16 protein-coding genes are annotated in these 21,388 nt (G+C 67.4%); 10 read left to right on the plus strand and 6 right to left on the minus strand.

The features are described from left to right. The first annotated feature begins 491 nt into the window (after positions 1–491). The 4 genes from ACIGII_RS15405 (at position 492) to gnd (ending at position 6,121) form a co-directional block, all read left to right on the plus strand. Complete coding sequence (locus tag ACIGII_RS15405; protein WP_399639483.1) at positions 492–2,669, plus strand: carboxy terminal-processing peptidase; 2,178 nt, start codon at positions 492–494, stop codon at positions 2,667–2,669. A gap of 495 nt (positions 2,670–3,164) precedes the next feature. Further along, positions 3,165–3,914 carry a DUF2242 domain-containing protein gene (locus tag ACIGII_RS15410; RefSeq protein ID WP_399639486.1) on the plus strand — a complete coding sequence of 250 codons (750 nt, stop codon included), beginning with the start codon at positions 3,165–3,167 and terminating at the stop codon, positions 3,912–3,914. 59 nt (positions 3,915–3,973) lie between these two features. Next, positions 3,974–5,212, plus strand: coding sequence for a hypothetical protein (locus ACIGII_RS15415; protein WP_399639489.1), 1,239 nt, complete (start codon positions 3,974–3,976; stop codon positions 5,210–5,212). Between the two features lie 3 nt (positions 5,213–5,215). Continuing rightward, on the plus strand, positions 5,216–6,121 hold the full coding sequence (gene gnd / locus ACIGII_RS15420; protein ID WP_399639492.1) for a phosphogluconate dehydrogenase (NAD(+)-dependent, decarboxylating): 906 nt from the start codon (positions 5,216–5,218) through the stop codon (positions 6,119–6,121). A 33-nt stretch (positions 6,122–6,154) separates the two neighbouring features. On the opposite strand, the gene ACIGII_RS15425 is transcribed toward gnd, so the two are convergent. Further along, positions 6,155–7,198 carry an oxidoreductase gene (locus ACIGII_RS15425; RefSeq protein ID WP_399639495.1) on the minus strand — a complete coding sequence of 348 codons (1,044 nt, stop codon included), beginning with the start codon at positions 7,196–7,198 and terminating at the stop codon, positions 6,155–6,157. Between the two features lie 168 nt (positions 7,199–7,366). Here ACIGII_RS15425 and ACIGII_RS15430 point away from each other — a divergent pair, with 168 nt between their 5' ends. After that, on the plus strand, positions 7,367–7,744 hold the full coding sequence (locus ACIGII_RS15430) for a BON domain-containing protein (RefSeq protein ID WP_399639498.1): 378 nt from the start codon (positions 7,367–7,369) through the stop codon (positions 7,742–7,744). Between the two features lie 146 nt (positions 7,745–7,890). Further along, positions 7,891–9,402, plus strand: a complete 1,512-nt coding sequence (locus ACIGII_RS15435; protein ID WP_399639501.1) for an ATP-binding protein — start codon at positions 7,891–7,893, stop codon at positions 9,400–9,402. 82 nt (positions 9,403–9,484) lie between these two features. Here the strand turns inward: ACIGII_RS15435 and ACIGII_RS15440 are convergent, their stop codons facing one another. Next, positions 9,485–10,222: a 20S proteasome subunit A/B gene (locus ACIGII_RS15440; RefSeq protein ID WP_399639503.1), complete on the minus strand. Its 738-nt coding sequence runs from the start codon at positions 10,220–10,222 to the stop codon at positions 9,485–9,487. An 84-nt stretch (positions 10,223–10,306) separates the two neighbouring features. Here ACIGII_RS15440 and folK point away from each other — a divergent pair, with 84 nt between their 5' ends. After that, positions 10,307–10,789, plus strand: coding sequence for a 2-amino-4-hydroxy-6-hydroxymethyldihydropteridine diphosphokinase (gene folK, locus ACIGII_RS15445; RefSeq protein ID WP_399639506.1), 483 nt, complete (start codon positions 10,307–10,309; stop codon positions 10,787–10,789). A 75-nt stretch (positions 10,790–10,864) separates the two neighbouring features. On the opposite strand, the gene ACIGII_RS15450 is transcribed toward folK, so the two are convergent. Continuing rightward, positions 10,865–11,602, minus strand: a complete 738-nt coding sequence (locus ACIGII_RS15450) for a pteridine reductase (RefSeq protein WP_399639509.1) — start codon at positions 11,600–11,602, stop codon at positions 10,865–10,867. 55 nt (positions 11,603–11,657) lie between these two features. Here ACIGII_RS15450 and ACIGII_RS15455 point away from each other — a divergent pair, with 55 nt between their 5' ends. Together ACIGII_RS15455 and ACIGII_RS15460 are read left to right on the plus strand one after the other, a co-directional pair. Further along, entirely contained in the window at positions 11,658–12,842 is a 1,185-nt protein-coding gene (locus tag ACIGII_RS15455; RefSeq protein ID WP_399639511.1) for a class I SAM-dependent methyltransferase, read from the plus strand. Between the two features lies 1 nt (position 12,843). Beyond that, positions 12,844–13,233, plus strand: coding sequence for a VanZ family protein (locus ACIGII_RS15460; protein ID WP_399639514.1), 390 nt, complete (start codon positions 12,844–12,846; stop codon positions 13,231–13,233). A 284-nt stretch (positions 13,234–13,517) separates the two neighbouring features. Here the strand turns inward: ACIGII_RS15460 and ACIGII_RS15465 are convergent, their stop codons facing one another. The 3 genes from ACIGII_RS15465 to ACIGII_RS15475 all read right to left on the minus strand — a co-directional run bounded on the left by ACIGII_RS15465 (position 13,518) and on the right by ACIGII_RS15475 (position 19,711). Further along, positions 13,518–15,854 (minus strand): family 20 glycosylhydrolase, encoded by a 2,337-nt coding sequence (locus ACIGII_RS15465; RefSeq protein WP_399639516.1) that lies wholly within the window; start codon positions 15,852–15,854, stop codon positions 13,518–13,520. Between the two features lie 111 nt (positions 15,855–15,965). Continuing rightward, positions 15,966–18,602, minus strand: a complete 2,637-nt coding sequence (locus tag ACIGII_RS15470; protein WP_399639519.1) for a TonB-dependent receptor — start codon at positions 18,600–18,602, stop codon at positions 15,966–15,968. Positions 18,603–18,703: 101 nt separating this feature from the next. After that, positions 18,704–19,711 (minus strand): glucokinase family protein, encoded by a 1,008-nt coding sequence (locus tag ACIGII_RS15475; protein WP_399639521.1) that lies wholly within the window; start codon positions 19,709–19,711, stop codon positions 18,704–18,706. Positions 19,712–20,079: 368 nt separating this feature from the next. On the opposite strand from ACIGII_RS15475, the gene ACIGII_RS15480 reads away from it, so the two are divergent. After that, positions 20,080–21,372, plus strand: coding sequence for a sugar MFS transporter (locus ACIGII_RS15480; protein WP_399639524.1), 1,293 nt, complete (start codon positions 20,080–20,082; stop codon positions 21,370–21,372). Positions 21,373–21,388: the final 16 nt, after the last annotated feature.

Genomic DNA, 21,388 nt, shown 5'->3' on the forward strand with positions numbered 1-21,388 from the left:
CCCGGCGGCGGGCGCGCGTGCGTGTGCCGCGGGGGGCGGCGGGGCCCCCCCCGCGCTCGCCCCACCGGCGTCGCGCTGGCTTCGGCTTTTCCATCGCCACCCGCAAGCCGAGCCCCGTCGCGGCCGGTAGGTCCCTGGCAAAGTAAAGGAGGAGGGGGCGGCCGCAGGCCGACGCCGGGGGACATTTGCATAGGGGCCTGCCGGCCGAGGCGGGGCCCCCAACGCTCGCGACGGCCCTGCCCGAAGACCGTCAAGCCGCTCCAGCCTGAATGCCTACCGACCGAAGATCGGTCCACGCCACCGCGCGGCTTCGCCCGTAAACCGCATTCCCCGCGGCAACACCCCGTCATTCACAATTTGATACAGCCCCGCGTTTAGGCTGGAAATCCGCGTTCTGTAGTGGCGGATGACAAACCCCGCAACTTTCGGCACTGTCGTGTGGTCTGATCCGCACGCAGTCTCTCCCCTGGCAAGGTGCCATGAGCAAGTTGATGAAATTCAAAGCCCCCGCATTCCTGATGGCCCTGGCGCTGAGCGCCCCCCTGGCGCTGGCGGCGTATGCCGATTCGCCCGCCTTGCCGTCGGCGGCCACGGCCGACCAGGTCACCACCTCCAAGCTGGTTTACGGACTGCTGTCGGACAGCCGCTACGCCTACCGGCCGCGCGCGCTGGATGCGGCCACCTCCAAGGACGTGTTCAAGCGTTACCTGGAGTCGCTGGACGGCAGCAAGCAGTTCTTTACCCAGGCCGACATCACCACGTTCGCCCCGTTCGAGGCCAACATCTCATCGGCCATCCGCGGCGGCGAGCTGGAGCCGGCGTTCCAGGTTTTTGCCGTGTACAAGCAGCGCGTGGGCGAGCGGGTGGGCTATGCGCGCAAACTGCTCAAGCAGGACTTCGACTTCAGCAGCGACGAGCGCTTCGAGTACGACCGCAAGGACGTGCCGTGGGCCGCCAGCAGCGCCGAACTGGATGACCTGTGGCGCAAGTCGGTGAAGAACGACTGGCTGCGGCTGAAGCTGGCCGGCAAGCAGCCCGCCGAGATCCGCAAGACGCTGGACAAGCGCTATGCGCAGCTGGAGAAATCGGTCAACGAGCTGAAGGGCGAGGACGTGTTCCAGTTCTTCCTCAACGCCTATACCAGCGCGGTGGATCCGCATACCGATTACTTCACCCCGCGCACCGCCGAGAATTTCAACCAGGCCATGTCGCTGTCGCTGGAAGGCATCGGCGCGCAGCTGCAGCGCCAGGACGACATGGTGGTGATCCGCGAGATCATCGCCGGTGGCCCGGCCGCGGTGAACGGCACGCTGAAGCCGGGCGACCGCATCGTCGGCGTCGGGCAGGGCAAGTCGGGTCCGGTCGAAGACGTGATCGGGTGGCGCATCGATGACGTGGTCGCCAAGATCCGCGGCAACAAGGACACCCAGGTGCGGCTGGAATTCATTCCGGCCGAAGAAGGCGTGGACGGCAAGCCGCACATGCTCGTGCTGACCCGGCAGAAGGTGCGCCTGGCCGAGCAGGCCGCCAAGGGCGAAACCCTGACCATTCCTGCAAAGGACGGCCAGCCCGAGCGCCGCGTGGGCGTGATCAAGCTGCCGACCTTCTACCAGGATTTCGAAGGGCGTCGTCGCAATGCCGCCGACTACGCCTCGGCTACCCGCGACGTGGCCAAGCTGCTGGCCGGCTTCAAGACCGACAAGCTGGACGGCGTCGTGCTCGACCTGCGCAACAACGGCGGCGGTTCGCTGGACGAGGCGATCGAGCTCACCGGCCTGTTCATCGAGCAGGGCCCGGTGGTGCAGGTGCGTGAATCCGGTGGCCGGGTGACGGTCAACAACGACCGCAGCGAAGCGGTGGCGTGGGACGGTCCGCTGGCCGTGCTGATCAACCGCGGTTCGGCCTCGGCGTCGGAAATTTTCGCCGGCGCGATCCAGGACTACGGTCGCGGCCTGGTCATCGGTGAAACCACCTTCGGCAAGGGCACCGTGCAGAACATCGTCGACCTGGATCGCTGGCCGAGTGGCGAAGCGCAGCGCTTCGGGCAGGTCAAGCTGACCATCGCGCAGTTCTTCCGCGTCAGCGGCAGCAGCACCCAGCACAAGGGCGTGGTGCCCGACCTGGCATTCCCGGCCAGCGTCGATGCCACCGAGTACGGCGAGAGCACTTACGACAATGCACTGCCGTGGACCCGCATCGCCGCCGTGCCGCACACCCAGTACGGCAACTTCGGTCCGCTGCTGCCCAAGCTGGAAAGCCGTCACGCCTCGCGCATCGCCACCGACAAGGAATTCCAGTGGTGGAACGAGGACGTGGAGCAGTTCCGTACCGAAGCAGCCAAGAAGTACATCTCGCTCAATGAGGGCGAGCGTCGCGCCGAGCGCGAGCGCCAGGAAACCCAGCGCAAGCAGCGCCAGGCCACCCGCAAGGAACTTGGCCTGGACCTGGATCCGCTGGCCGACGACAGCAACGACGATGGCCTGACCGGCAACGAGCGTGACATCGTCAAGGACGCGGCGCGCGAGAAGGCGGCCGAGAAGCGTCCGGACCCGCTTCTGCGCGAGTCGGCGGCGATCCTGGCCGACGCGGTGAACCTGCTGGCCGAAGACCGTCCGCTGTCGGCGCAGGTGCTGCCGCAGTCGACCGCGGTGGGCCGCTGGGCGGATTGATTGCTTCGCGGGTAGCCGGCGCACGACCAACGGTCGTGCGCTACCGGATTGCGTTGCGCCGGTCCCGATCGCCGGACCCCGCCGGCACGTCACGGTCGCCGGACACCGCCGGTACGTCACGGTCCCCGGACCCCGCCGGTACGTCACGGTCGCCGGACCCCGCCGGTACGTCACGGTCCCCGGACCCCGCCGGTACGTCACGGTCGCCGGACCCCGCCGGTACGTCACGGTCCCCGGACCCCGCCGGCACGTCACGGTCGCCGGACCTCGCCGGTACGTCACGGTCCCCGGACCCCGCCGGTACGTCACGGTCCCTGGACCTCGCTCGTTGATCTCGGTCGCCGGACCCCTCCGGTAGGTCACGACCGTTGGTCGTGACCCGGTGAACCCTGGAAAAACGGAAGGCCGGCGGAGACGCCGGCCTTTTCCGTTCTAGACCCCACGCATACGTCGCCGCGCCTATGCTTGGGTGATCATCCTCCTGCAGGAGCCCCCATGCGGCTGTCCCATGCACTCCCGGCCGGCCTGCTGGCCCTTTCCCTGTCCGCCTGCGGCGGCAAGGCCGCCGACAGCACGCTGCTGCGCGAATCCTTCGATTCGGGCGACACCTACTCGCGCACCGTGCCCGGGACCCCGGCGCAGGCCTGTGAGGCCGCGCGGCGCACCCTGCTCGGCCAGGGCTATGCCATCGCACGTGCCGACGCCGATACGGTGGAAGCGAACAAGAACTTCCAGCCCAGCGAGGACTCGCACGAACAGCTGGTGCTGCGCATCTCCTGTGCGGCGCGCGGCGAGGAAGCGCTGGTGTTCATCAGCGCCGTCCAGGACCGGTATGCGTTGAAGAAGAGTCCCACCTCCGCCAGCGTCGGCGTGGGTGCACTGGGCTCGGTGTCGCTCCCGTTCGGCAGCAACGACGACTCGCTGGTGAAGGTCGCCAGCAGCACCGTGCAGGATGCGGATTTCTACCGCCGCTTCTTCGCGCGCCTGCAGCAGTATCTGCCGGCCGCCAAGGCCAGCACGCCCGAACCTGCGCCCGTGCCGCCCGTGCCGCCCGTGCCACCGGTGCCCGCACCGCAGGCGCCCGCGCCGGAGCCGGCGCGCGAGCCCGCCGCCGCGCCGCCACCGGCCGGGTCCCCCATGCCCGATCCCGCGGCGGCGGCACCCGCACCGTCCACGTCGGCCCCCACCACCGCCAGCCCGCTGCCGCCTACGCCCGTCCGGGACACGCCGGTCCCCACCCACTGAGCGGGTATTCCCCCGTGCCACGTGCGCGCTCCTGCCTTCGCGCCCGGTCGCGTGCCGCGGTGACGGTCCTGGCCGCCCTGCTGGCACTCCCGGCGTCCGGCGTGGCCGCAACGCCGCCCGGCTGCGTGCAGTCGCTGCTGCAGCAGCTGGGCTGGACCCTGGACGCGGCCGACATCGACGCCCCACAGGTGCACGGCGGCCCCGTCTGCGACCGCGACACCCTGCAACAGGCGCAGGCTGCGGGTGATCTGCGCGCCCAGTGGCCGCGCGCCTGGCCGCCTGCGCAACGCGAGCGCTTCCTGCGCAGCCTGCTCGACGATCCGGCAACCCGCTGCGCCCATGCGTTCGAGCTGGGCAAGGCGACCGCGCGCGCGACCACCCGGTTGCAGGACAATCCGGGATTCCGGTTTTCCGGGCTGCAGCTGGGTTGGATCGGTTTCGGCAGGGGCGGTGCCCAGGCGCAGGGCTGGCAGGGGTTCCGCAGCCTGGGGCGTGGATTCCAGCCGGCCGGGCGCAACAGCGATGCCCTGCAGGCGTTCTACGACGGCCGCGTACGCGGCGAGTGCGGCGTGGGCCGCCAGGTCGCGCAGCTGGCGACCCAGCGAGAGCTGTTCGGGGACGCCGCTTTCAATGCCGCGTTCAGCCCTGGCGAACTCTCCATCGGCACCTTCCTGACCCTCCACGACACGGACAGCATCCTGCTGGGCAGGCACGCCGGCGAGATGTTCGCCGACGGCAAGGCCGTGCGCACCTCGCGCCTCGGCCGCCAGGCCTTCGTCGGTGCGCCGGGCTTCATCGAGCACGTGTTCGATCGCCAGTTCCTGGACGACATCAACAACCAGGCCGAAAACTTCGTGATCGTGTCGGTCAGCGCGGCCGCAGCCGAGGCCCTGCGTACGCACGGCGGTTTCGCCCACTACGACCGCCTCAACCGCCGCATCTGGGAACTGGCCAGCCAGATTCCCGGGCCCGGCCCACGCCGCTTCGAGCGGCTGCTGTTCGAGCGCGACCCGACCCTGCGCGCGGCGCTGCCGCCGCGGCAGCAACCGGTCCTGGCTGAACTGGACGCGCTGCTGGACGATCCGTTCTACCAGGGCTTCGTGATTTATGTGCACCCGCGCGGTATACGTGCGGTGGGCTATCACGTGGCACGCCTGCTCGACCGCAATCCGCGCACGCCATTCGCGTTCGAGCTGGGCCTGCACAACCTGCACACCACGCTGTACCACCGCTGGGTCGATACCCGACTGCAGCAGTGCGCGGCAGCGTCGACATATTCGCAACCCGAGCAAAGGTGAGTCATGGAAATTGCAATGATTGGACTGGGGCGCATGGGCGCCAACATGGCCGAGCGGCTGCATCGCGGCGGTCACCGCGTGATCGGCGTGGACCCGGGCGACGCAGCGCGCGCCAGTGCTGCCGAGCGCGGTGTCGAGGTCAGTGCGTCGGCAGCCGAGGCGCTGGCGCAGCTTTCCGTGCCGCGCGTGGTGTGGCTGATGGTGCCGGCCGGCGAGGTCGTCGACCAGACCTTGGCCGCGCTGTCGCCGCACCTGTCCGAAGGCGATGTCGTCATCGACGGCGGCAACTCCTACTACAAGGACTCGATGCGCCGTGCCGCCCAGCTGCAGGAAGAGGAGGTAACCTACCTGGACTGCGGCACCAGCGGGGGCGTGTGGGGCCTGCAGGAAGGCTACAGCCTGATGATCGGCGGTGATACCGACGCCGTGAAGCGGGTCGAGGCGATCTTCCGTACCCTGGCGCCGGCACAGGACCGCGGCTGGGCGCATGTGGGACCGAGCGGGGCAGGCCACTTCTGCAAGATGGTCCACAACGGCATCGAGTACGGGATGATGCAGGCCTATGCCGAAGGCTTCGCGCTGATGCAGCGCAAGACCGAGTTCAACCTGGACCTGGGTGAGGTGGCCCGGGCCTGGCAGCACGGCAGCGTGGTGCGTTCCTGGCTGCTCGATCTGAGTGCCGACGCGTTGCAGCGTAATCCGCAGCTGGACGGCATTGCGCCGTTCGTATCGGACTCGGGCGAAGGGCGCTGGACGGTTGCCGAAGCCATCGACCTGGATGTCTCCGCACCGGTGATCACCCTGTCGTTGCTGGAACGGCTGCGGTCGCGCGAGAAAAATTCCTTCAGCGACCGCATGCTGTCGGCGCTGCGCAACCAGTTCGGCGGCCACGCCATGATGAAGGACTAGCGCCGCGCAGGGCGTGGCGCTACCTCGGGCAGGTCAGCGCAGATCCACGCGCCGACCACGGTCGGCGCTTTCGCGGCCTGCCTCCAGCAGTCGCATCAGCTGCAGCGCCTGCTCGGCGCTCACCGGTGGCTCCTGTCCGCCCAGCACCGCGTCGCGGAACGCGGTGTAGAACTGCCGGTAGTCGCCCAGCACGTTGTCCACGCTGCGGCGCTGCAGCTTGCCGCCATCGTCGATCCAGAGGTGCTGCCCGTGCACCGGATCCAGTCCCCACCCCGGTGCACCCGGGGCGATGCCCTGGCGCAGCTGGTCTTCCTGCACATCGCGACCGTCCTTCAGGAAACTGCCGTGGCTGCCATGCACCGCGAAGCGCGGCGTCGATGCGGCGACCAGCGAACCGGCATGCACGATCGCGCGCAGGCCGGGGTAGTGCAGGACCGCATGGAAATAGTCATCGCTGCGCGCGCCATCGCGTTGTGCGTCGATATCGGCGCTGATCGCTTCCGGCCAGCCGAACAGCTGCAGCATCTGGTCGAGCAGGTGCGGGCCCAGGTCCATCCACAGCCCGCTGCCGGGTGCGTCGCTCTCGCGCCAGCGGTCGCGCACCTGCGGGCGGAAACGGTCGAAGTGCGAATGGCATTCGGCGATGCGGCCCAACACACCGGAGGCAAGCACGCCGCGCAGGGTCAGGTAGTCGGCATCGTAACGGCGGTTCTGGAACACACTGACCACGCGCTCGGCGCTGCGCGCGGCGTCCACCACGCTGCGCGCTTCGGTCATGTCCAATGCAAACGGCTTGTCCACCAGTACATGCTTGCCGGCCTGCAACGCGGTAAGTGCGAGCGGCGCATGCTGTTGGTTGGGCGTGGCGATCACCACGGCGTCGATGGCCGGGTCGGCCAGCAGCGCTTCAACCGCCGCGTGAACGTGCACGTCGGTAAACGTGCGCAGCAGTCGGTCGCGTTGCGAACTCACGATGCTGTGCAGGGCCAGCCCGGGCGTGTGCTGCAACAGCGGCGCATGGAACACGCTTCCGGCCAGGCCGTAGCCGATCAGTCCCACCTGCAGGGTCGTGGTCATGGTGTCGTCTTCCGGTGGCGTGGGATAAGAATAATTGCAATTGATGCACTGCGGAAACATGAATCCCACGGGGTGAAGCTGACTGGTTCACGGCGATTTGATGTCATTGCGACGCCTCGTGTACGCAGCCGCGCCGACACTGGGCACACACACCAGGAGACACCGCACATGACCACCACTACGCGTAACCTGCTTGCTGCTTCGCTCGCCTTCGGCATGCTGCTCGGCACCTCCGCGGCCATGGCCAAGGATCCGCCGAAGACCACCGACAAAACCGCCATGACCCACGCCGACATGCACGACTCGGCTGAGCCGGTCACCGACACCTGGATCACCACCAAGGTGAAGAGCGATCTGCTGGCCAGCAGCAACGTTCCGGGCACCAAGGTAGAGGTGGAAACGGTCAATGGCGTGGTGTCGCTGTCGGGCACCGTGGCCACCAAGGCCGAGCATGACAAGGCGATCACCACCGCCAAGGGCATCAAGGGCGTGAAGAGCGTCGATGCCAAGGAGCTGAAGGTAGCCACCGCCGCTGCCACGCGCTGAGTTTCGCAGCACGCTGGACGCCGGGGCGCGCCGCAGGGCGCGCCCTTTTTGCTGGGCGGGGAGGTGTCCGTTTCCGTCCCGTATTCACGTTGGTGTGGGGTATATTCACGCCATTGATGAACCCGGCCGGGGAGGCCGAGTAAGCCATGCCGTCGATCGGGTCGTCGTTGGGACACCTGCGTGTCCTGCTGGTGGAAGATTCGCCTGAAGATGCCGCGGCGATGAGTCGGCAGATGCTCGAGGCCGGGCTGCAGGCCAGCTTCGAGCGGGTCGAAAGCGCGGCCGAACTGCGCGAGGCGCTGCTGCGCTTCGCCCCGGACGTGGTGTTGTCGGAGTTGAGCATGCCCGGGTTCGCCGGCAGCCAGGCGCTGGAGATCGTGCGCGGCTGGCACGCGGATGTGCCCTTCATCTTCGTCTCCGGAACGTTGGGCGAAGAGTACGCGGTGGCGGCCCTGCACCAGGGCGCCAACGACTACATCATCAAGCACCAGCCGGCACGCCTGCCGTCGGCCGTGGCGCGCGCCGTGCGCGACGCGCGCGGCTCGGTCGACCGCGAGCGGGTGGAGGCCGAACTGATGCGCGCGCAGCGGCTGGAAAGCCTGTCTCTCCTGGCTGCCGGGCTCAGCCACGACCTGCGCAACATCCTGCAGCCGCTGTTGATCATGCCCGAGCTGCTGAAGGCCCGCACCCAGGACCCGCAGCTGCACCACCTCGCCGACGTGATCGCCGAATGTGGGCGGCGCGGGCACGAGATGGCCGAGTCGATGCTGTCGTTCGTGCGCGGTTCGCGCAATGCCAGCGAACGCATCCTGGTCACCCACCTGTTCGAGGCGATCGAACTGCTGCTGCGCAGTACCTTGCCCTCGCGGGTCAGCCTGCACCTGGACGTGGCCGACCCTGGCCTGGCGGTGGACGCCAATTACACCGAGCTGCAGCAGGTGCTGCTGAACCTGGCGCTCAACGCGATCCAGGCGATGCCCGATGGCGGGCGCCTGACCCTGCGCGCCGAGCCCGATGCCGATCCGCACGGTCAGGAGCGGTTGCGCCTGTCGGTGACCGACGAGGGCGTCGGCATGAGCGCGGAGGTGCTGGCGCACTTGTTCAATCCCTTCTTCACCACCAAAGCCAACGGCACCGGCCTGGGGCTGATTTCCTGCAAGCGCATCATCGAAGGCGCGCAGGGCAGCATCCAGGTGACCAGCACGCCGGGGCAGGGCAGTTGCTTCGTGCTGCTGTTGCCGATACGCGCCGAGGGCCTTGAGGAGGCACCGCCGTTGCAGCCGGTGGCCGCCGGTACCGGGCAGTCGATCCTGGTGGTGGATGGCGAGGCGACACGGCTGTCGCTGCTGGGCAACGCGCTGTCCAGCCAGGGCTACCACCTGCAGTTGGCCTCCGACGGTGGCGCCGCGCTGCGCTGGCTGCAGCAGGAGGCGATGCCGGCGCTGGTGATCGCCGATGCGGGGGACAAGCTGCTCTCTGCCAGCCACCTGCTGGATGAAATGGCCGCATTGGGTTACCGCGGCCCGGTACTGGTGCTGGAGGACGCGGACGAACCGGCGCCGCTGCAGGGCTTCCCTGCAGGCGTGGACGTCCATGTGCTGTACAAGCCGCTGGAGATGCAGCAGGTGTTCCGCTCGGTGGCCGAGGCGCTGTCGTAAGCGAAGGTAGGTCACGGCCGTTGGTCGTGACGCCACGGACGACCGGCCAACCGTATGCCCACCCTGCTGGCGGGCACCTTTTCTACCCGGTTTCCCAGGGAAACCGGGGCAGGCTCGCCACCGCCTGCTCCAGTCGCCGCGACCAGTTGCCGTGGATTTCCGCATACAGCGGGCTGTCCCCGGCCAGCCGCATGCGGTGGCTGATGCGCAGGTCGCCGGTGCGCAGCAGCACCAGGTCCACCGGCAGGCCCACCGACAGGTTGGAACGGATGGTCGAATCCAGCGACACGATCGCGGTGCGCGCGGCGTCGTCCAGATGGGTCTGCGGGCGGATGATGCGGTCCAGGATCGGCTTGCCGTACTTGCTTTCGCCGATCTGCAGGAACGGGGTTTCCGGTGAGGCGGCTATGGCGTTGCCGAGCGGGTAGATCATGTACAGCCCGGGATGCTCGCCGCCCACCTGGCCGCCCAGGATCAGCGTGGCCTGGGTGTTGACCCCGTCATGGCCGTGTTCCGGCGTGCTGCACTTGACCTGGCTGTCCACCAGCACCCGCCCGACATACTCGGCCACCTCGAACAGATGCCGATAGGCCAGCAGGTTTTCCGGCCGTTGTTCTTCCACGTCGCGGTGCAGGCGCGAGATCAGCAGCTGGGTGGTGGCCAGGTTGCCGGCGGCCATCACCACGAAGCTGGCCTGGCCGGGGAACTCGAATTCGTGCAGCTTGCGATGCACGCGAACGTCGTCCAGCGACGCGTTGGTACGGGTATCGGCGGCGAAGACCAGGCCCTCGTCCACCGCAATGCCGACGCAATAGGTCATGTCGGTGTCCTATGATGTGCACCCCGATTCTATGCGGTGACCCTGTGGGTCCCGTGTGGATTCGCCCCACGTACGCTGAATACCATGACCACTGTGCTCCTCAGCCTGGGCAGCAACCTGCAGCCGCAAGCGCATCTTCACGCCGCGGTGGCCGCGCTGCGCCAGCGTTTCGGCGACATCCGGGTGTCCCCGGCCTACCGCACCGCGGCGGTGGGTTTCGACGGCCCGGCCTTCCTCAACAACGCGGTGGCGCTGGACACCGAGGTGCCGCTGCCGGCGTTGGACGCCTGGCTGCACGCGCTGGAAGACGCCCACGGCCGCGACCGCAGCGGTCCGCGCTTCAGCGACCGGACCCTGGACATCGACGTGGTGTTCTATGGCGACCTGATCGTTGAGGGCCCCGGCCACCTGCGCATTCCGCGCCCGGAGCTGAAACATGCCTTCGTGCTGAAGCCGCTGGCCGACATCGCCCCGGACTTCATCGACCCGGTCAGCGGCCTGACCCTGGCCGCCCTGTGGCGGGCGCACCCCCAGTTCGCCGACCCGTTCGAGGTTGTCGCCTTGTGACGACCAACGGTCGTCACCTACCGGCAGGAGGCATCACCCGGTAGGTATCGACCGTTGGTCGATACGCGGTCGGCATCACGTCAACATCCGCCCCCCGTCCACCCGCAGCGTATGCCCGGTCACGAACGGCGCATCGTTGACCAGCCAATACACGGCCTCTGCGATCTCCTCCACCGTGCCGGTGCGGCCGAGCGGGGTGCGCGCCAGCAGCGCCTGCTGGGCATAGTCGTCCTTGCCCTGCTCGGGCCACAGGATCGCGCCGGGCGCGACGGCATTGACCCGCACCTTGGGCGCCAGCTCCAGCGCCAGCGAGCGGGTCACCATTTCCAGCGCCGCCTTGGCCGCGGCGTACACCGGGTGGTCGCGCATTGGCTGGGTGCCGTGCAGGTCGGTCAGGTTGACGATGCAGCCCTGGTGACGGCGCAGCTGGGCGGCCGCGGCCTGGGCCAGCAGCAGCGGGGCGCGGGCATTGACCGCGAACAGGTCGTCCCACTGCGCGGTGGTGATCTGGCCGAGCAGGGTGGGGTAGAAGTTGGAGGCGTTGTTGACCAGCGCGTCGAGGCGGCCGAACTGGGCCACCGTCTGCTCGACCAGGTCGGGCAGGGCCTCGGCATCGCGCAGGTCGGCCTGGAGGGCCAGCACGCTGCCCGGGCGCAGCATGTCCAGGTCGAAGGCCATCTGCTGCAGTTCGGTGGTGGAGGTGTGGGCGTGCAGCACCACCGACCAGCCGCAGGCGTGGAACTGGCGGGCGATGGCCGCGCCGATCCGGCGCGCGCTGCCAGTGATCAGCACGACGGGTGTGGTGGCGGTCATCGGGGCTCCTTGCTGCTCGGCTATGCTGTGCATTGTCACCGCAATCGCCTGCACCATGCATTCCTCACTGCCCACGCCCGATACCGACGCCCTGGCCCACAGCGATGAACTGGCCGCCGCCCTGCGCGCGGAGATCCTTGCCCTTGGCGGCGCCATGCCGTTTTCCCGGTTCATGGAGCTGAGCCTGTATGCCCCCGGACTGGGTTACTACAGCGCCGGTGCCAGCAAGTTCGGCGAAGCAGGCGATTTCACCACCGCACCGGAAATGGGGCCGCTGTTCACCGCCACCCTGGCCAATGCGATCGCCCCGGTCATGCAGCAGCTCGGCCCGCAGGCGCGGTTCCTGGAGCTGGGCGGCGGCAGTGGCGCATTCGCCGAGATCCTGCTCAAGCGCATGCTGGAACTGGACGCGCTGCCCGAGCGCTACGCGATCCTGGAGCCCAGTGCCGACCTGCGCGAACGCCAGCGCGAACGCCTGCAGCGGGCGCTGGTGCCGCCGCTGTTCGCACTGGTGGAATGGCTGGACCGGCCGTTCGATGATGACTGGGACGGCGTGGTATTCGCCAATGAAGTGATCGACGCCTTGCCAACGCCACGGTTCGTGGCGCGCGACGGCATGGTCTATGAGGAAACCGTGGAGCTGGATGCAGACGGCGCCTTCATGCGCGGCGCGCAGCCCGCCGACGCCATGCTGACCGCCGCCGTGCGCCACCTGGAGCGCTATCGCGAAAAGCCCTTCGCCGATGGCTATCGCTCCGAGCTGCTGCCGCACCTGCCGTACTGGATCCAGGCCGTGGCCGGCGGGTTGAAGCGGGGGGCGATGCTGTTCGTCGATTACGGATATCCCCGTAACGAGTTCTACCGCGACGACCGCGATGACGGCACCGTGCGGGCGTTCTACCGCCACCATGTGCACAACGATGTGTTCCTGTGGCCGGGGCTGCAGGACCTGACCGCCTCGGTGGATTTCACCGCCTTGGCGGAAGCGGGTACCCATGCCGGGTTCGAGCTGGCCGGTTACTGCAGTCAGTCCAGCTTCCTGCTCGGCAACGGGCTGGATGGATTGTTGGCGCTGGCCGAAGGCCGTGCCGATGAGATCGGCAAGGTCCGCCTGCGCGACCAGGTCAAGAAACTGACCCTGCCCAGTGAAATGGGCGAGCGATTCCAGGTGATGGGTTTCCAGCGCGACGTGGATCTGGAACCGGCGTTCGCGCTCGGCGATCTGACCTGGCGGCTCTGAGATGACCGCGACCGGGATGTTGAAGCCGCTGCGCTTCCCGCGCGTGTGGCTGGGGCTGTGGTGGTTGGCGATCGCGGTCACGATCGTGGTCTGCCTGATCCCGCCACCGCCGCTGGCATTGCCGCAGAACAGCGACAAGGTCGAGCACTTCCTGGCGTACTTCCTGCTGGCCTCGGCGGCGGTGCAGATCTACCGCACGCGTGCGGCGCTGCTGTGCGCCGGCGCCGGGCTGGTGGTGCTGGGGGTGGGCATCGAGTTCCTGCAGGGCGCGCTGACCACCACCCGCATGGCCGACCCGATGGATGCGCTGGCCAACAGCATCGGCGTGGTGGCCGGCATGGCCATCGCGCTGACGCCGTTGCGCGATGTGTTGCTGCGGCTGCGCGGGTGACGACCAACGGTCGTCACCTACCCTCACCCGGACGAACCGGTAGGTGCCGACCGTTGGTCGGCACGCATTGAACCGGCAGGTGACGACCGTTGGCCGGCACGCATTGAACCGGCTGGTGACGACCGTTGGTCGGCACCCATCGAACCGGTAGGTGCCGACCGTTGGTCGGCACGCATCGGACCGGTAGGTGCCGACCGTTGGTCGGCACGCATCGAACCGGCAGGTGCCGACCGTTGGTCGGCACGCATTGAACCGGTAGGTGCCGACCGTTGGTCGGCACGCACTCAACGCGGCACCAACTCCAGCGTATCCAGCACCCACATCGTCGGGCGGGTGTCGCCGGTGAAACGTACGCACAGATCCTGCCGGCCCTTCAGCGAACGCGGCAGCGCTGCTTCCAGCGTGATGAAGCCATCGGCGCCCGGCGCGGCCGGCAGCGGCACGCTGGCCAGCGGCTTGCCATCGCACTGCGCGTTGAGGATGTCCATCTCACCGTGCGCGCTGCGCGCCGGCACGAAGCGACGCTGCGGCTCGTCATGGGCCAGCTGGAAGTAGTACGGAATCTGACCGGCACGCACCCGCAGCCTGCCGATGCCGTCGACGTCCGCGCCTTCCCACAACCAGCACGGGTTGAAGATGTTCACGTTGAAGATCGCGCGCGCGCCATCGGCCGGGCCGTCGTCTTCCAGCCGCAGCAGCAGCTTGCCTTCGCCCGGGCACATCGCCAGGTGCTCGTCGGTGCGGCTCAGCAGCGACTGCGCGGTGATGTCGAAACGGCTGGCCGCCTTGGCCAGCGCCTGCCCGTCGAAGAACGTGGCGGCCTGCACCCCCACCGGCAGCGGCCGGGTCAGCGGCGCGGTGTAGCGCGGCGACGCCGCGGTGACCGGGCTGCCGTCCACGCTGTAGCGGATCTCGTAGTTCAGCGGGTTGCGAAGCGCCAACGTCGCGGTGCCGGCCTTGCGGTCGTCGCTCACATCCGCTTCCACGTCGAACGGCGTCTGCGCATACGCGATGCCCATCGCCTGCCAGCGCTGCAACTGTGACGGCAGGCGGGCCAGGAAGTCGGCGAAATCGCGGCGCTCGCGCGGCGACCAGCCGGTTTCGGCGACCGCGGCCAGTCGCGGGAACACGTTGTGGTGCAGGCGCGCAACACTGCGGGTGTGCTCGGTGAACATGTTGGCCTGCAGGCCCAGGATGTGCTGCTGCTTGTCGCGTGCCAGGCTGTCGGGCACCGGCTCGAACCCGTACACGCGGCCCAGCGGGGTGGTCAGCGGGCGGCCCGGCGGCTCGTTTTCCGAATGGGTCTGCAGGTAATCCATGTACAGGTCGGTGACCGGCGACATCACCACGTCATGGCCTTCGCTGGCGGCCTTCAGGCCGCCCTCGGTACCGCGCCAGGACATCACGGTGGCTTCCGGCGGCAGCCCGCCTTCCAGGATTTCGTCCCAGCCGATCAGGCGGCGATCGTGCTGTTCGAGGAAGGTTTCCAGCCGCTTGATCAGGTGCGCCTGCATCTCGTTTTCGGTGCCGGCGCCCACCTCGCGCATGCGTTCCTGCACGCGCGCGGAGGCTTCCCACTGGTCCTTGACCGCTTCATCGCCGCCAACGTGCACGTACTTGGCGGGGAACAGCGCGATCACTTCCTCCAGCACGTTCTCCAGGAACTCGAAGGTGCTTTCCTCGGTGTTGAACAGGTTCGGGAACACGCCCCATTCGCTCAGCGGCTGCAGCGGCGTATCGATCGTGCCCAGCTCGGGGTAGGCGGCAATGGCGGCGGTGGCGTGGCCGGGCACGTCGACTTCCGGAATCACCTGGATATGCCGTGCAGCAGCGTAGGCGATCACGTCGCGGATCTGGTCCTGGGTATAGAAGCCGCAATACGGGCGCGGGGCGCCGGTGGCCGGGTCGCGGCCGCCATCGCCGGCCGGAATGCGGCAGCTGCCCACCCCGGTGAGCTTCGGGTAGCGCTTGATCTCCATGCGCCAGCCCTGGTCGTCGGTAAGGTGCCAGTGGAAGGTGTTGAGCTTCTGTTCGGCCATCGCGTCGAGCACGCGCTTGATCTCGTCCAGGCTCTGGAAGTGGCGGGCCGAATCCAGCATCAGGCCGCGCCAGCTGAAACGCGGCGCGTCGTCAATCTTCAGTGCCGGCACCACGCCGTTGCTGCCGCCGGTGACCAGCTGCGACAGGGTGGCCGCGCCGTAGAACAGGCCCGCTTCGGTGGCAGCGTGCACGGTCACGCCGCGCGCATCGCTGCGCAGCTGGTACCCCTCGGCGCCGGTCTTCAGCGCGCTGTCGATCACGAAGCGGATGCCGTCGCTGCCACGCGCGGTGGACAGGGACAGTGCCGGGCCACCGCTGTGCTGCACCTGGGTAGCGAACAGGGCGGCCACGCGCTGGGCGGCAGCGCCCTGCGCACGCAGTGCGGTTGCGGCGGTGACGGTGTAGCCGGCGCCCTCCAGGCGTTGCAGCTGGGCCGGCGCGGGTATGAGCGGCAGCGAGCCGGGCAGGGCGCGCGGGCCGTCCGGTGCCTGGGCGTCGGTGGCATGGGCCAGCGGCGCGAGGGAAAGTGCCAGTGCCAGTGACAGCAGCGACGGCGAGGTACGACGGGTGCGGATGGGCATCGGGTCATTCCTTTGTTGCGGATTCGTTGTGCCGGCGTCTGCCTGGCAGCGAAGCAAAAACGGGCCCGGAAGTCCGGGCCCGTTCTACAGGTTACGCGTGTGACGTTGGAATCAGAACTTGAAGTGCAGGGTGGCCATGTAACGACGGCCGCTCTTGTACTTGCCGGCAATATGTTCCTTGTCGCCCAGGTACTGGAAGTAGGTCTCGTCCAGCAGGTTCTGTGCGTCCAGGCTCAGCGACCAGTTCTCGTTGAAGGTGTAACCGAAGCTCGCACCCAGTTCGGCATAGTCATCCACGCTGGCCGGTGCTGCACCGGCGACGTAGCCACCGGCCAGGTAGCTGTCGCGCCAGTTGTAGGTCAGACGCGCGTTGATCGGCCCCTTTTCGTAGTACGGGCTGATGGCAACCGAATTGCGGGACTGGTAGGGCAGGGGATCGCCACTGTTGTTCTCGCCGTTGGCATACGTGTAGTTGGCAGTCAGGCCGAGGCCGCTTTCACCAAAGGCCTGCTGGAAGCTCAGGTTGAAGCCCTTCACGTGGCCGCTGCCGGCATTGCGCGGACGCTGGATGCTGTAATCGCAGTATCCGTCAGCGGTGCAGCCGTTGGTGCCCACGATGTTCTGCCAGGTGGCCGGCGAGGTATCACGGATCGAGTTGTACTGACGCTCGATCGTGGCCGAGGTGTCGATGTAGTTGTCGATCTTCTTGTAGAACACCGACCAGGCCACGACCGACTGCGGCTGGAAGTAGTATTCGGCCGAGGCGTTGTAGTTCCACGACTCATACGGCGACAGCGCCGCATTACCACCACTGCCGGTCAGCTGGGTGTCGTTGAGGAAGGTGTTGTTGACCATCTGGTTGTATGGAGCCCAGGCGATTACCTTCGCTGCCGCGAAACGGAACACCCAGTCATTGTCGGTGTCCCATGCCAAGCTCAGCGACGGCAGGACGAAGTCCTCCGACTTGGTCTGGGTCTGCCATTTGCTGTCCAGGTCATCCAGGGTCGGGGTGCCGCCGTAGACGAAACCGCTGCCCTTCGTCTTGGAGTCCACGTAGCGCACGCCGACGTTGCCGCGCAACGGGCCGTTGGAGAAGTTCAGCTGGGCGTAGGCGGCGTTGTTGGTCTGCTGCAGCGCCCAGCTGTTGTTGAGGTAGCTGGACGGATCCGGATTCGCGTAGTCCAGCGGGCTGCCCTTGACCCAGTTCAGCACGTTGTCGCGTCCAGCCTGGACGTGGTGGGCCTGGCTGTCGCCAAAGCCGTAGCCGTCGATATCGGTCAGGCCGATGGTGCCCACGTCGGCCAGGCTGCCCGGGCGCACGCCACCATAGACGTTGAGCTGGAAGTCTTCATCATGCTTGCCGTGGCGCACGCCGAACTGCAGCTGGTTGAACACGCTGTCGAACTGGACGTTGAAGTCCAGCTGGGCGTAGGTGTCCTTGCTCTCGGTGGAGAAGATGCCGTTGTTGCCGAACCAGCCGCCCGCGGAGTTCCAGTTGGCCGGATTGCGCGCCGCGTCCGGGTTGTCGAAGGACAGGCCCTTGTCGATGCTCCAGCTGTAGGCACCGTTGTAGAACGGCTCGATGAAGTACTGGGCCAGGTCCTTGTTCTCGGACTTGCTCTGGCCAACCTGGCCACTGACGCCCCAGGTGTCACCACGCCAGGCACCGCGCAGGTCCAGACCCTTCGTGGTGACTTCCGATTCGCGCACGTTGTTGTCGTAGATGACCGTGCCGCTGTTGGCGGTCGCGCTGGCATTGGAATGGCCGCTGGTTGCCACGCCGTTGCGTACGTTGCCGAGCTGGTCCACGGCCCCGACAGTGCCCGGGTTCCAGGTCAGGAAGGAATACATCGACTGGTTGTAGTTGTCGAAGTTTTCCTTGATGTACAGGCCGCTGAGGTTGAATTCCAGTTCGTCGGTCGGCTTGAACTGCAGGTTCACCACGGCGCTGTCGCGCTTGCGCTCCTGCTGGAACCACGCGGCATTGATCGAGTTTGGCACATCGACATCTCCGGCCACGCCGGTGGCGTTGGCGAAGGTCGACGCCTTGGCGTAGCCGAACACCTCGATGCCCTGGCGGTCCACGGCCTCTTCATAGTGCTGCGCCGACACCGCGATGCCGAAGGTCTCGTCGTCGTTCTTCCAGCTGTAAAGCGCAGAGGCATTGGGCTTGCCTTCGCTGGCCTGCTGGCTGTAGCTGTAACCAATGGAGGCGGCCACTTCGTTCTGCTTCAGGTCGAGCGGCTGACGGGTGTGCATGAGCACTGTGCCGCCGAGGCTGCCTTCGGTGAGGCGGGCTTCGGAGGACTTGAGGATCTCGGCACGGCCCAGGATCTGCGGCGCCAGCAGGGTGTAGTCGAAGCCGCGATTGGGCTGTTCGCCGTACAGCCAGATGGCCTGCGCCACCGGGTGGTTGTCCAGGAAGGTCAGATTGAGGCTGGGGTCGGTACCGTCGATGCTGACGCGCTCGCCCTGGCCGAAGCGACGGTCGAGCGTCACACCCGGAATCTGCGAGAGCGCCTCGGCCACGTTGGTGCTGGGGAACTTGCCGATGTCCTCGGCGGTGATCGCTTCAGATACCCCGACATTGTTGCGCTTGGTATCCAGCGAGCGCTCGAGACTGGCGCGGATACCGGTAACGGTTACCGTGTCCAGGTCGGTGGCGGTGGGCTGTGCGTCCTGCGCGTGGGCGCCGAAGGCGATACAGCTGAAAATGGCTGCCGAAAGCAGGCTCTTGCGGTGGTTCATGATGTCTCTCCTCATCAATCGTTGTGCGCCAGCGACGGCGTGCGGTTTGCGATGCGTGCGACCTTTGCCCAGCGCCCGTTGCCGGAACGCGCCTTGCTTTTTCAAACGTCGGTTCGGCCGAGATACCAGCTTGCGGCGCCGATGACGCCCAACTGCCCGTGCTCGACCACCTTCACGGGAATGCGTTCCAGCGCCTCGCGCATCGGCCCCTTGTTGAGGTAGCGGGCGACGAAGGTGCTGTTCAACAGGAATTCGCGGATCTGCGGCAGGATCCCGCCGGCCAGGTAGACCCCGCCGTGGGCGCCGTACTGCAGGGCCATGTCGCCGATGGTGCTGCCGAGCAGGCCGCAGAACACGTCCAGGCTCTGCCGCGCCAGCACGTCCTGGTTGTTCATCGCCGCGGCGGTGATCGCATCGGGCGTTGCCAGCACGGCCGGCTGGTCTTCGATCGCGCACAGCGCGCGGTAGAGGTTCATCAGGCCCGGACCGGACAGCGCGTGTTCGACCGACACATGCGCGTGTTCGCGCTGCATCTGCCGCACGATCGCCATTTCCAGTTCGGTGCTGACTGCCAGGGTCGGCTGGCCGGCTTCGGTGGCCAGCACCACAGCGCCCTGCGCGGTGGGAATCCACAATGCCGCACCCAGCCCGGTGCCCGGGCCGACCACCAGGGTCGGGCCACGCGGCGCGGTGGCCGGGCCGGTCAGCTGCAGCACGCCGCTGGCGTCCACCTGCGCAGCGGCATAGGCCACCGCCTCGAAGTCGTTGACGATGTAGACCGCTTCCAGGCCCAGGTCGGCTTCGATCTGGCGCGCCGACAGCGGCCATGGCACGTTGGCGGTGATCACCGTGCCGTCTTCGCGGGCATACCCGGCGGTGGCCACCACGCAGTGCGCAGGACGCTCGCCGTCGGCGATGAAGGCCTGCAGGATCGCGCTCAGCCCGGCGTAGTCGGCGTTGCGGAACTTGCGGTACTCGAGCAGCTGGACCGGATGGGCCGGGTCCGGGCTGGCCTGCACACGGGCCACGCGGACATGCGTGCCGCCCACGTCGGCCGCCAGGAACGGCGGCGGCGCGAGGGGCGATACGGCGTGGGCGGCTGCGGTCACACGGGCTCCCTTGGGATACGTACGGCCAGGTCTGGCCCCGGCGATTGAGCGGAGTCTGTAATCGTTCTGACAACGATGTCAACGATAACCTCACACTTTCGATGCTGCGCCGCAGCGACCTGCGTCACAAGAAAACGTTTTCAGCCCTGCACCGTCAAGATTTCGTAAAGCCGTTGCAATCACTGGTCGCGTGAAGGCGCGACGGGGGCTGGCGGCGTTTCTGCGCAGGTGCAGCACGGGGTTTTCCGCCGCAGCGGTAGAAACCAGTTGTTGACAAAGCCGGGTAGCCCATCGAATAAATGTGACAACGTTGTTCCCAGCCACTCTTCCGACGCCGCCCGCGTGCCGTCGATGCAGGAGCCTTCCAGATGTCTGTCGTGCCTGCTGCTACCGCGCGTTCGCGCGTGGCCACCTCGATCCTGATCATCGGGGTGCTGTTCTTCCTGATCGGCTTCTTCACCTGGCTCAACGGCCCGTTGATCACCTTCGTCAAACTGGCCTTCGAGCTGGACGAGGTCGGCGCGTTCCTGGTGTTGATGGTGTTCTACCTGTCCTACTTCTTCCTGGCCCTGCCGGCCTCGTGGATCCTCAAGCGCACCGGCATGAAGAAGGGCCTGAGCCTGAGCCTGCTGGTGATGGCGGCCGGTGCGGTGGTGTTCGCGCACTTTGCCCAGCAGCGCTGGTACCCCGGCGCGCTCAGTGGCCTGTTCATCATCGGCAGCGGCCTGGCCCTGCTGCAGACGGCGGTGAATCCGTACATCAGCATCCTTGGCCCGATCGAGACCGCCGCGCGTCGCATCGCGCTGATGGGTATCTGCAACAAGATCGCCGGCATCCTGGCCCCGCTGCTGATCGGTACGCTGGTGCTGCACGGCATCGGCGACCTCTCCGAGCAGGTCGCCGCCGCCGACCCGGTGGCCCGCAACGCGCTTCTGGACACCTTCGCCGCCAAGATCCAGATGCCGTACATGGCCATGGCCGGGCTGCTGGTGGTGCTGGCGGTGGGCGTGCTGTTCTCGCCGCTGCCCGAGCTGAAGACCGCCGAAGCCAATGCAACGCCGGCGCGTGCACCCGGCCTGGCCGAGCGCACCAGCATCTTCCAGTTCCCGCACCTGTGGCTGGGCGTACTGTGCCTGTTCGTCTACGTGGGGGTTGAGGTAATGGCCGGCGACGCCATCGGCACCTATGGACACGGCTTCAACCTGCCGCTGGACCAGACCAAGCTGTTCACCTCCATCACCCTGGGCGCGATGCTGGTGGGCTACGTGGCCGGCCTGGCGCTGATTCCGCACCTGGTCTCGCAGCAGCGCTACCTGAGCATTTCGGCCAGCCTGGGCGTACTGTTCTGCATCGGCGCGCTGTTCACCCACGGCTATGTGTCGGTGGGCTTCGTCGCCGCGCTGGGCTTTGCCAACGCCATGATGTGGCCGGCGATCTTCCCGCTGGCCATCCGTGGCCTGGGCCGGTTCACCGAAACCGGGTCGGCGCTGCTGGTGATGGCCATCGCCGGTGGCGCGATCATCCCGCAGGCATTCGCGGTGCTGAAGCAGCACGTCGATTTCCAGTGGGTGTTCGCGGGCCTGATGGTGCCGTGCTACCTCTACATCCTGTTTTACTCCCTGCGCGGCCACCGGATCGGCCTGCCCCGCGACGGGCAGTGATCGGCGATCATGGACG

The organism is Stenotrophomonas sp. NPDC077420, from assembly GCF_044543385.1.
Taxonomy (GTDB): domain Bacteria; phylum Pseudomonadota; class Gammaproteobacteria; order Xanthomonadales; family Xanthomonadaceae; genus Stenotrophomonas.

Coding starts and splice junctions, on each gene's coding strand:
- gnd (WP_399639492.1), top strand. CDS start 5,216: ATGGAAATTGCAATGATTGGACTGGGGCGCATGGGCGCCAACATGGCC.
- folK (WP_399639506.1), top strand. CDS start 10,307: ATGACCACTGTGCTCCTCAGCCTGGGCAGCAACCTGCAGCCGCAAGCG.
- ACIGII_RS15425 (WP_399639495.1), bottom strand. CDS start 7,198: ATGACCACGACCCTGCAGGTGGGACTGATCGGCTACGGCCTGGCCGGA.
- ACIGII_RS15455 (WP_399639511.1), top strand. CDS start 11,658: ATGCATTCCTCACTGCCCACGCCCGATACCGACGCCCTGGCCCACAGC.
- ACIGII_RS15435 (WP_399639501.1), top strand. CDS start 7,891: ATGCCGTCGATCGGGTCGTCGTTGGGACACCTGCGTGTCCTGCTGGTG.
- ACIGII_RS15465 (WP_399639516.1), bottom strand. CDS start 15,854: ATGCCCATCCGCACCCGTCGTACCTCGCCGTCGCTGCTGTCACTGGCA.
- ACIGII_RS15410 (WP_399639486.1), top strand. CDS start 3,165: ATGCGGCTGTCCCATGCACTCCCGGCCGGCCTGCTGGCCCTTTCCCTG.
- ACIGII_RS15450 (WP_399639509.1), bottom strand. CDS start 11,602: ATGACCGCCACCACACCCGTCGTGCTGATCACTGGCAGCGCGCGCCGG.
- ACIGII_RS15405 (WP_399639483.1), top strand. CDS start 492: ATGAAATTCAAAGCCCCCGCATTCCTGATGGCCCTGGCGCTGAGCGCC.
- ACIGII_RS15460 (WP_399639514.1), top strand. CDS start 12,844: ATGACCGCGACCGGGATGTTGAAGCCGCTGCGCTTCCCGCGCGTGTGG.
- ACIGII_RS15440 (WP_399639503.1), bottom strand. CDS start 10,222: ATGACCTATTGCGTCGGCATTGCGGTGGACGAGGGCCTGGTCTTCGCC.
- ACIGII_RS15430 (WP_399639498.1), top strand. CDS start 7,367: ATGACCACCACTACGCGTAACCTGCTTGCTGCTTCGCTCGCCTTCGGC.
- ACIGII_RS15480 (WP_399639524.1), top strand. CDS start 20,080: ATGTCTGTCGTGCCTGCTGCTACCGCGCGTTCGCGCGTGGCCACCTCG.
- ACIGII_RS15470 (WP_399639519.1), bottom strand. CDS start 18,602: ATGAACCACCGCAAGAGCCTGCTTTCGGCAGCCATTTTCAGCTGTATC.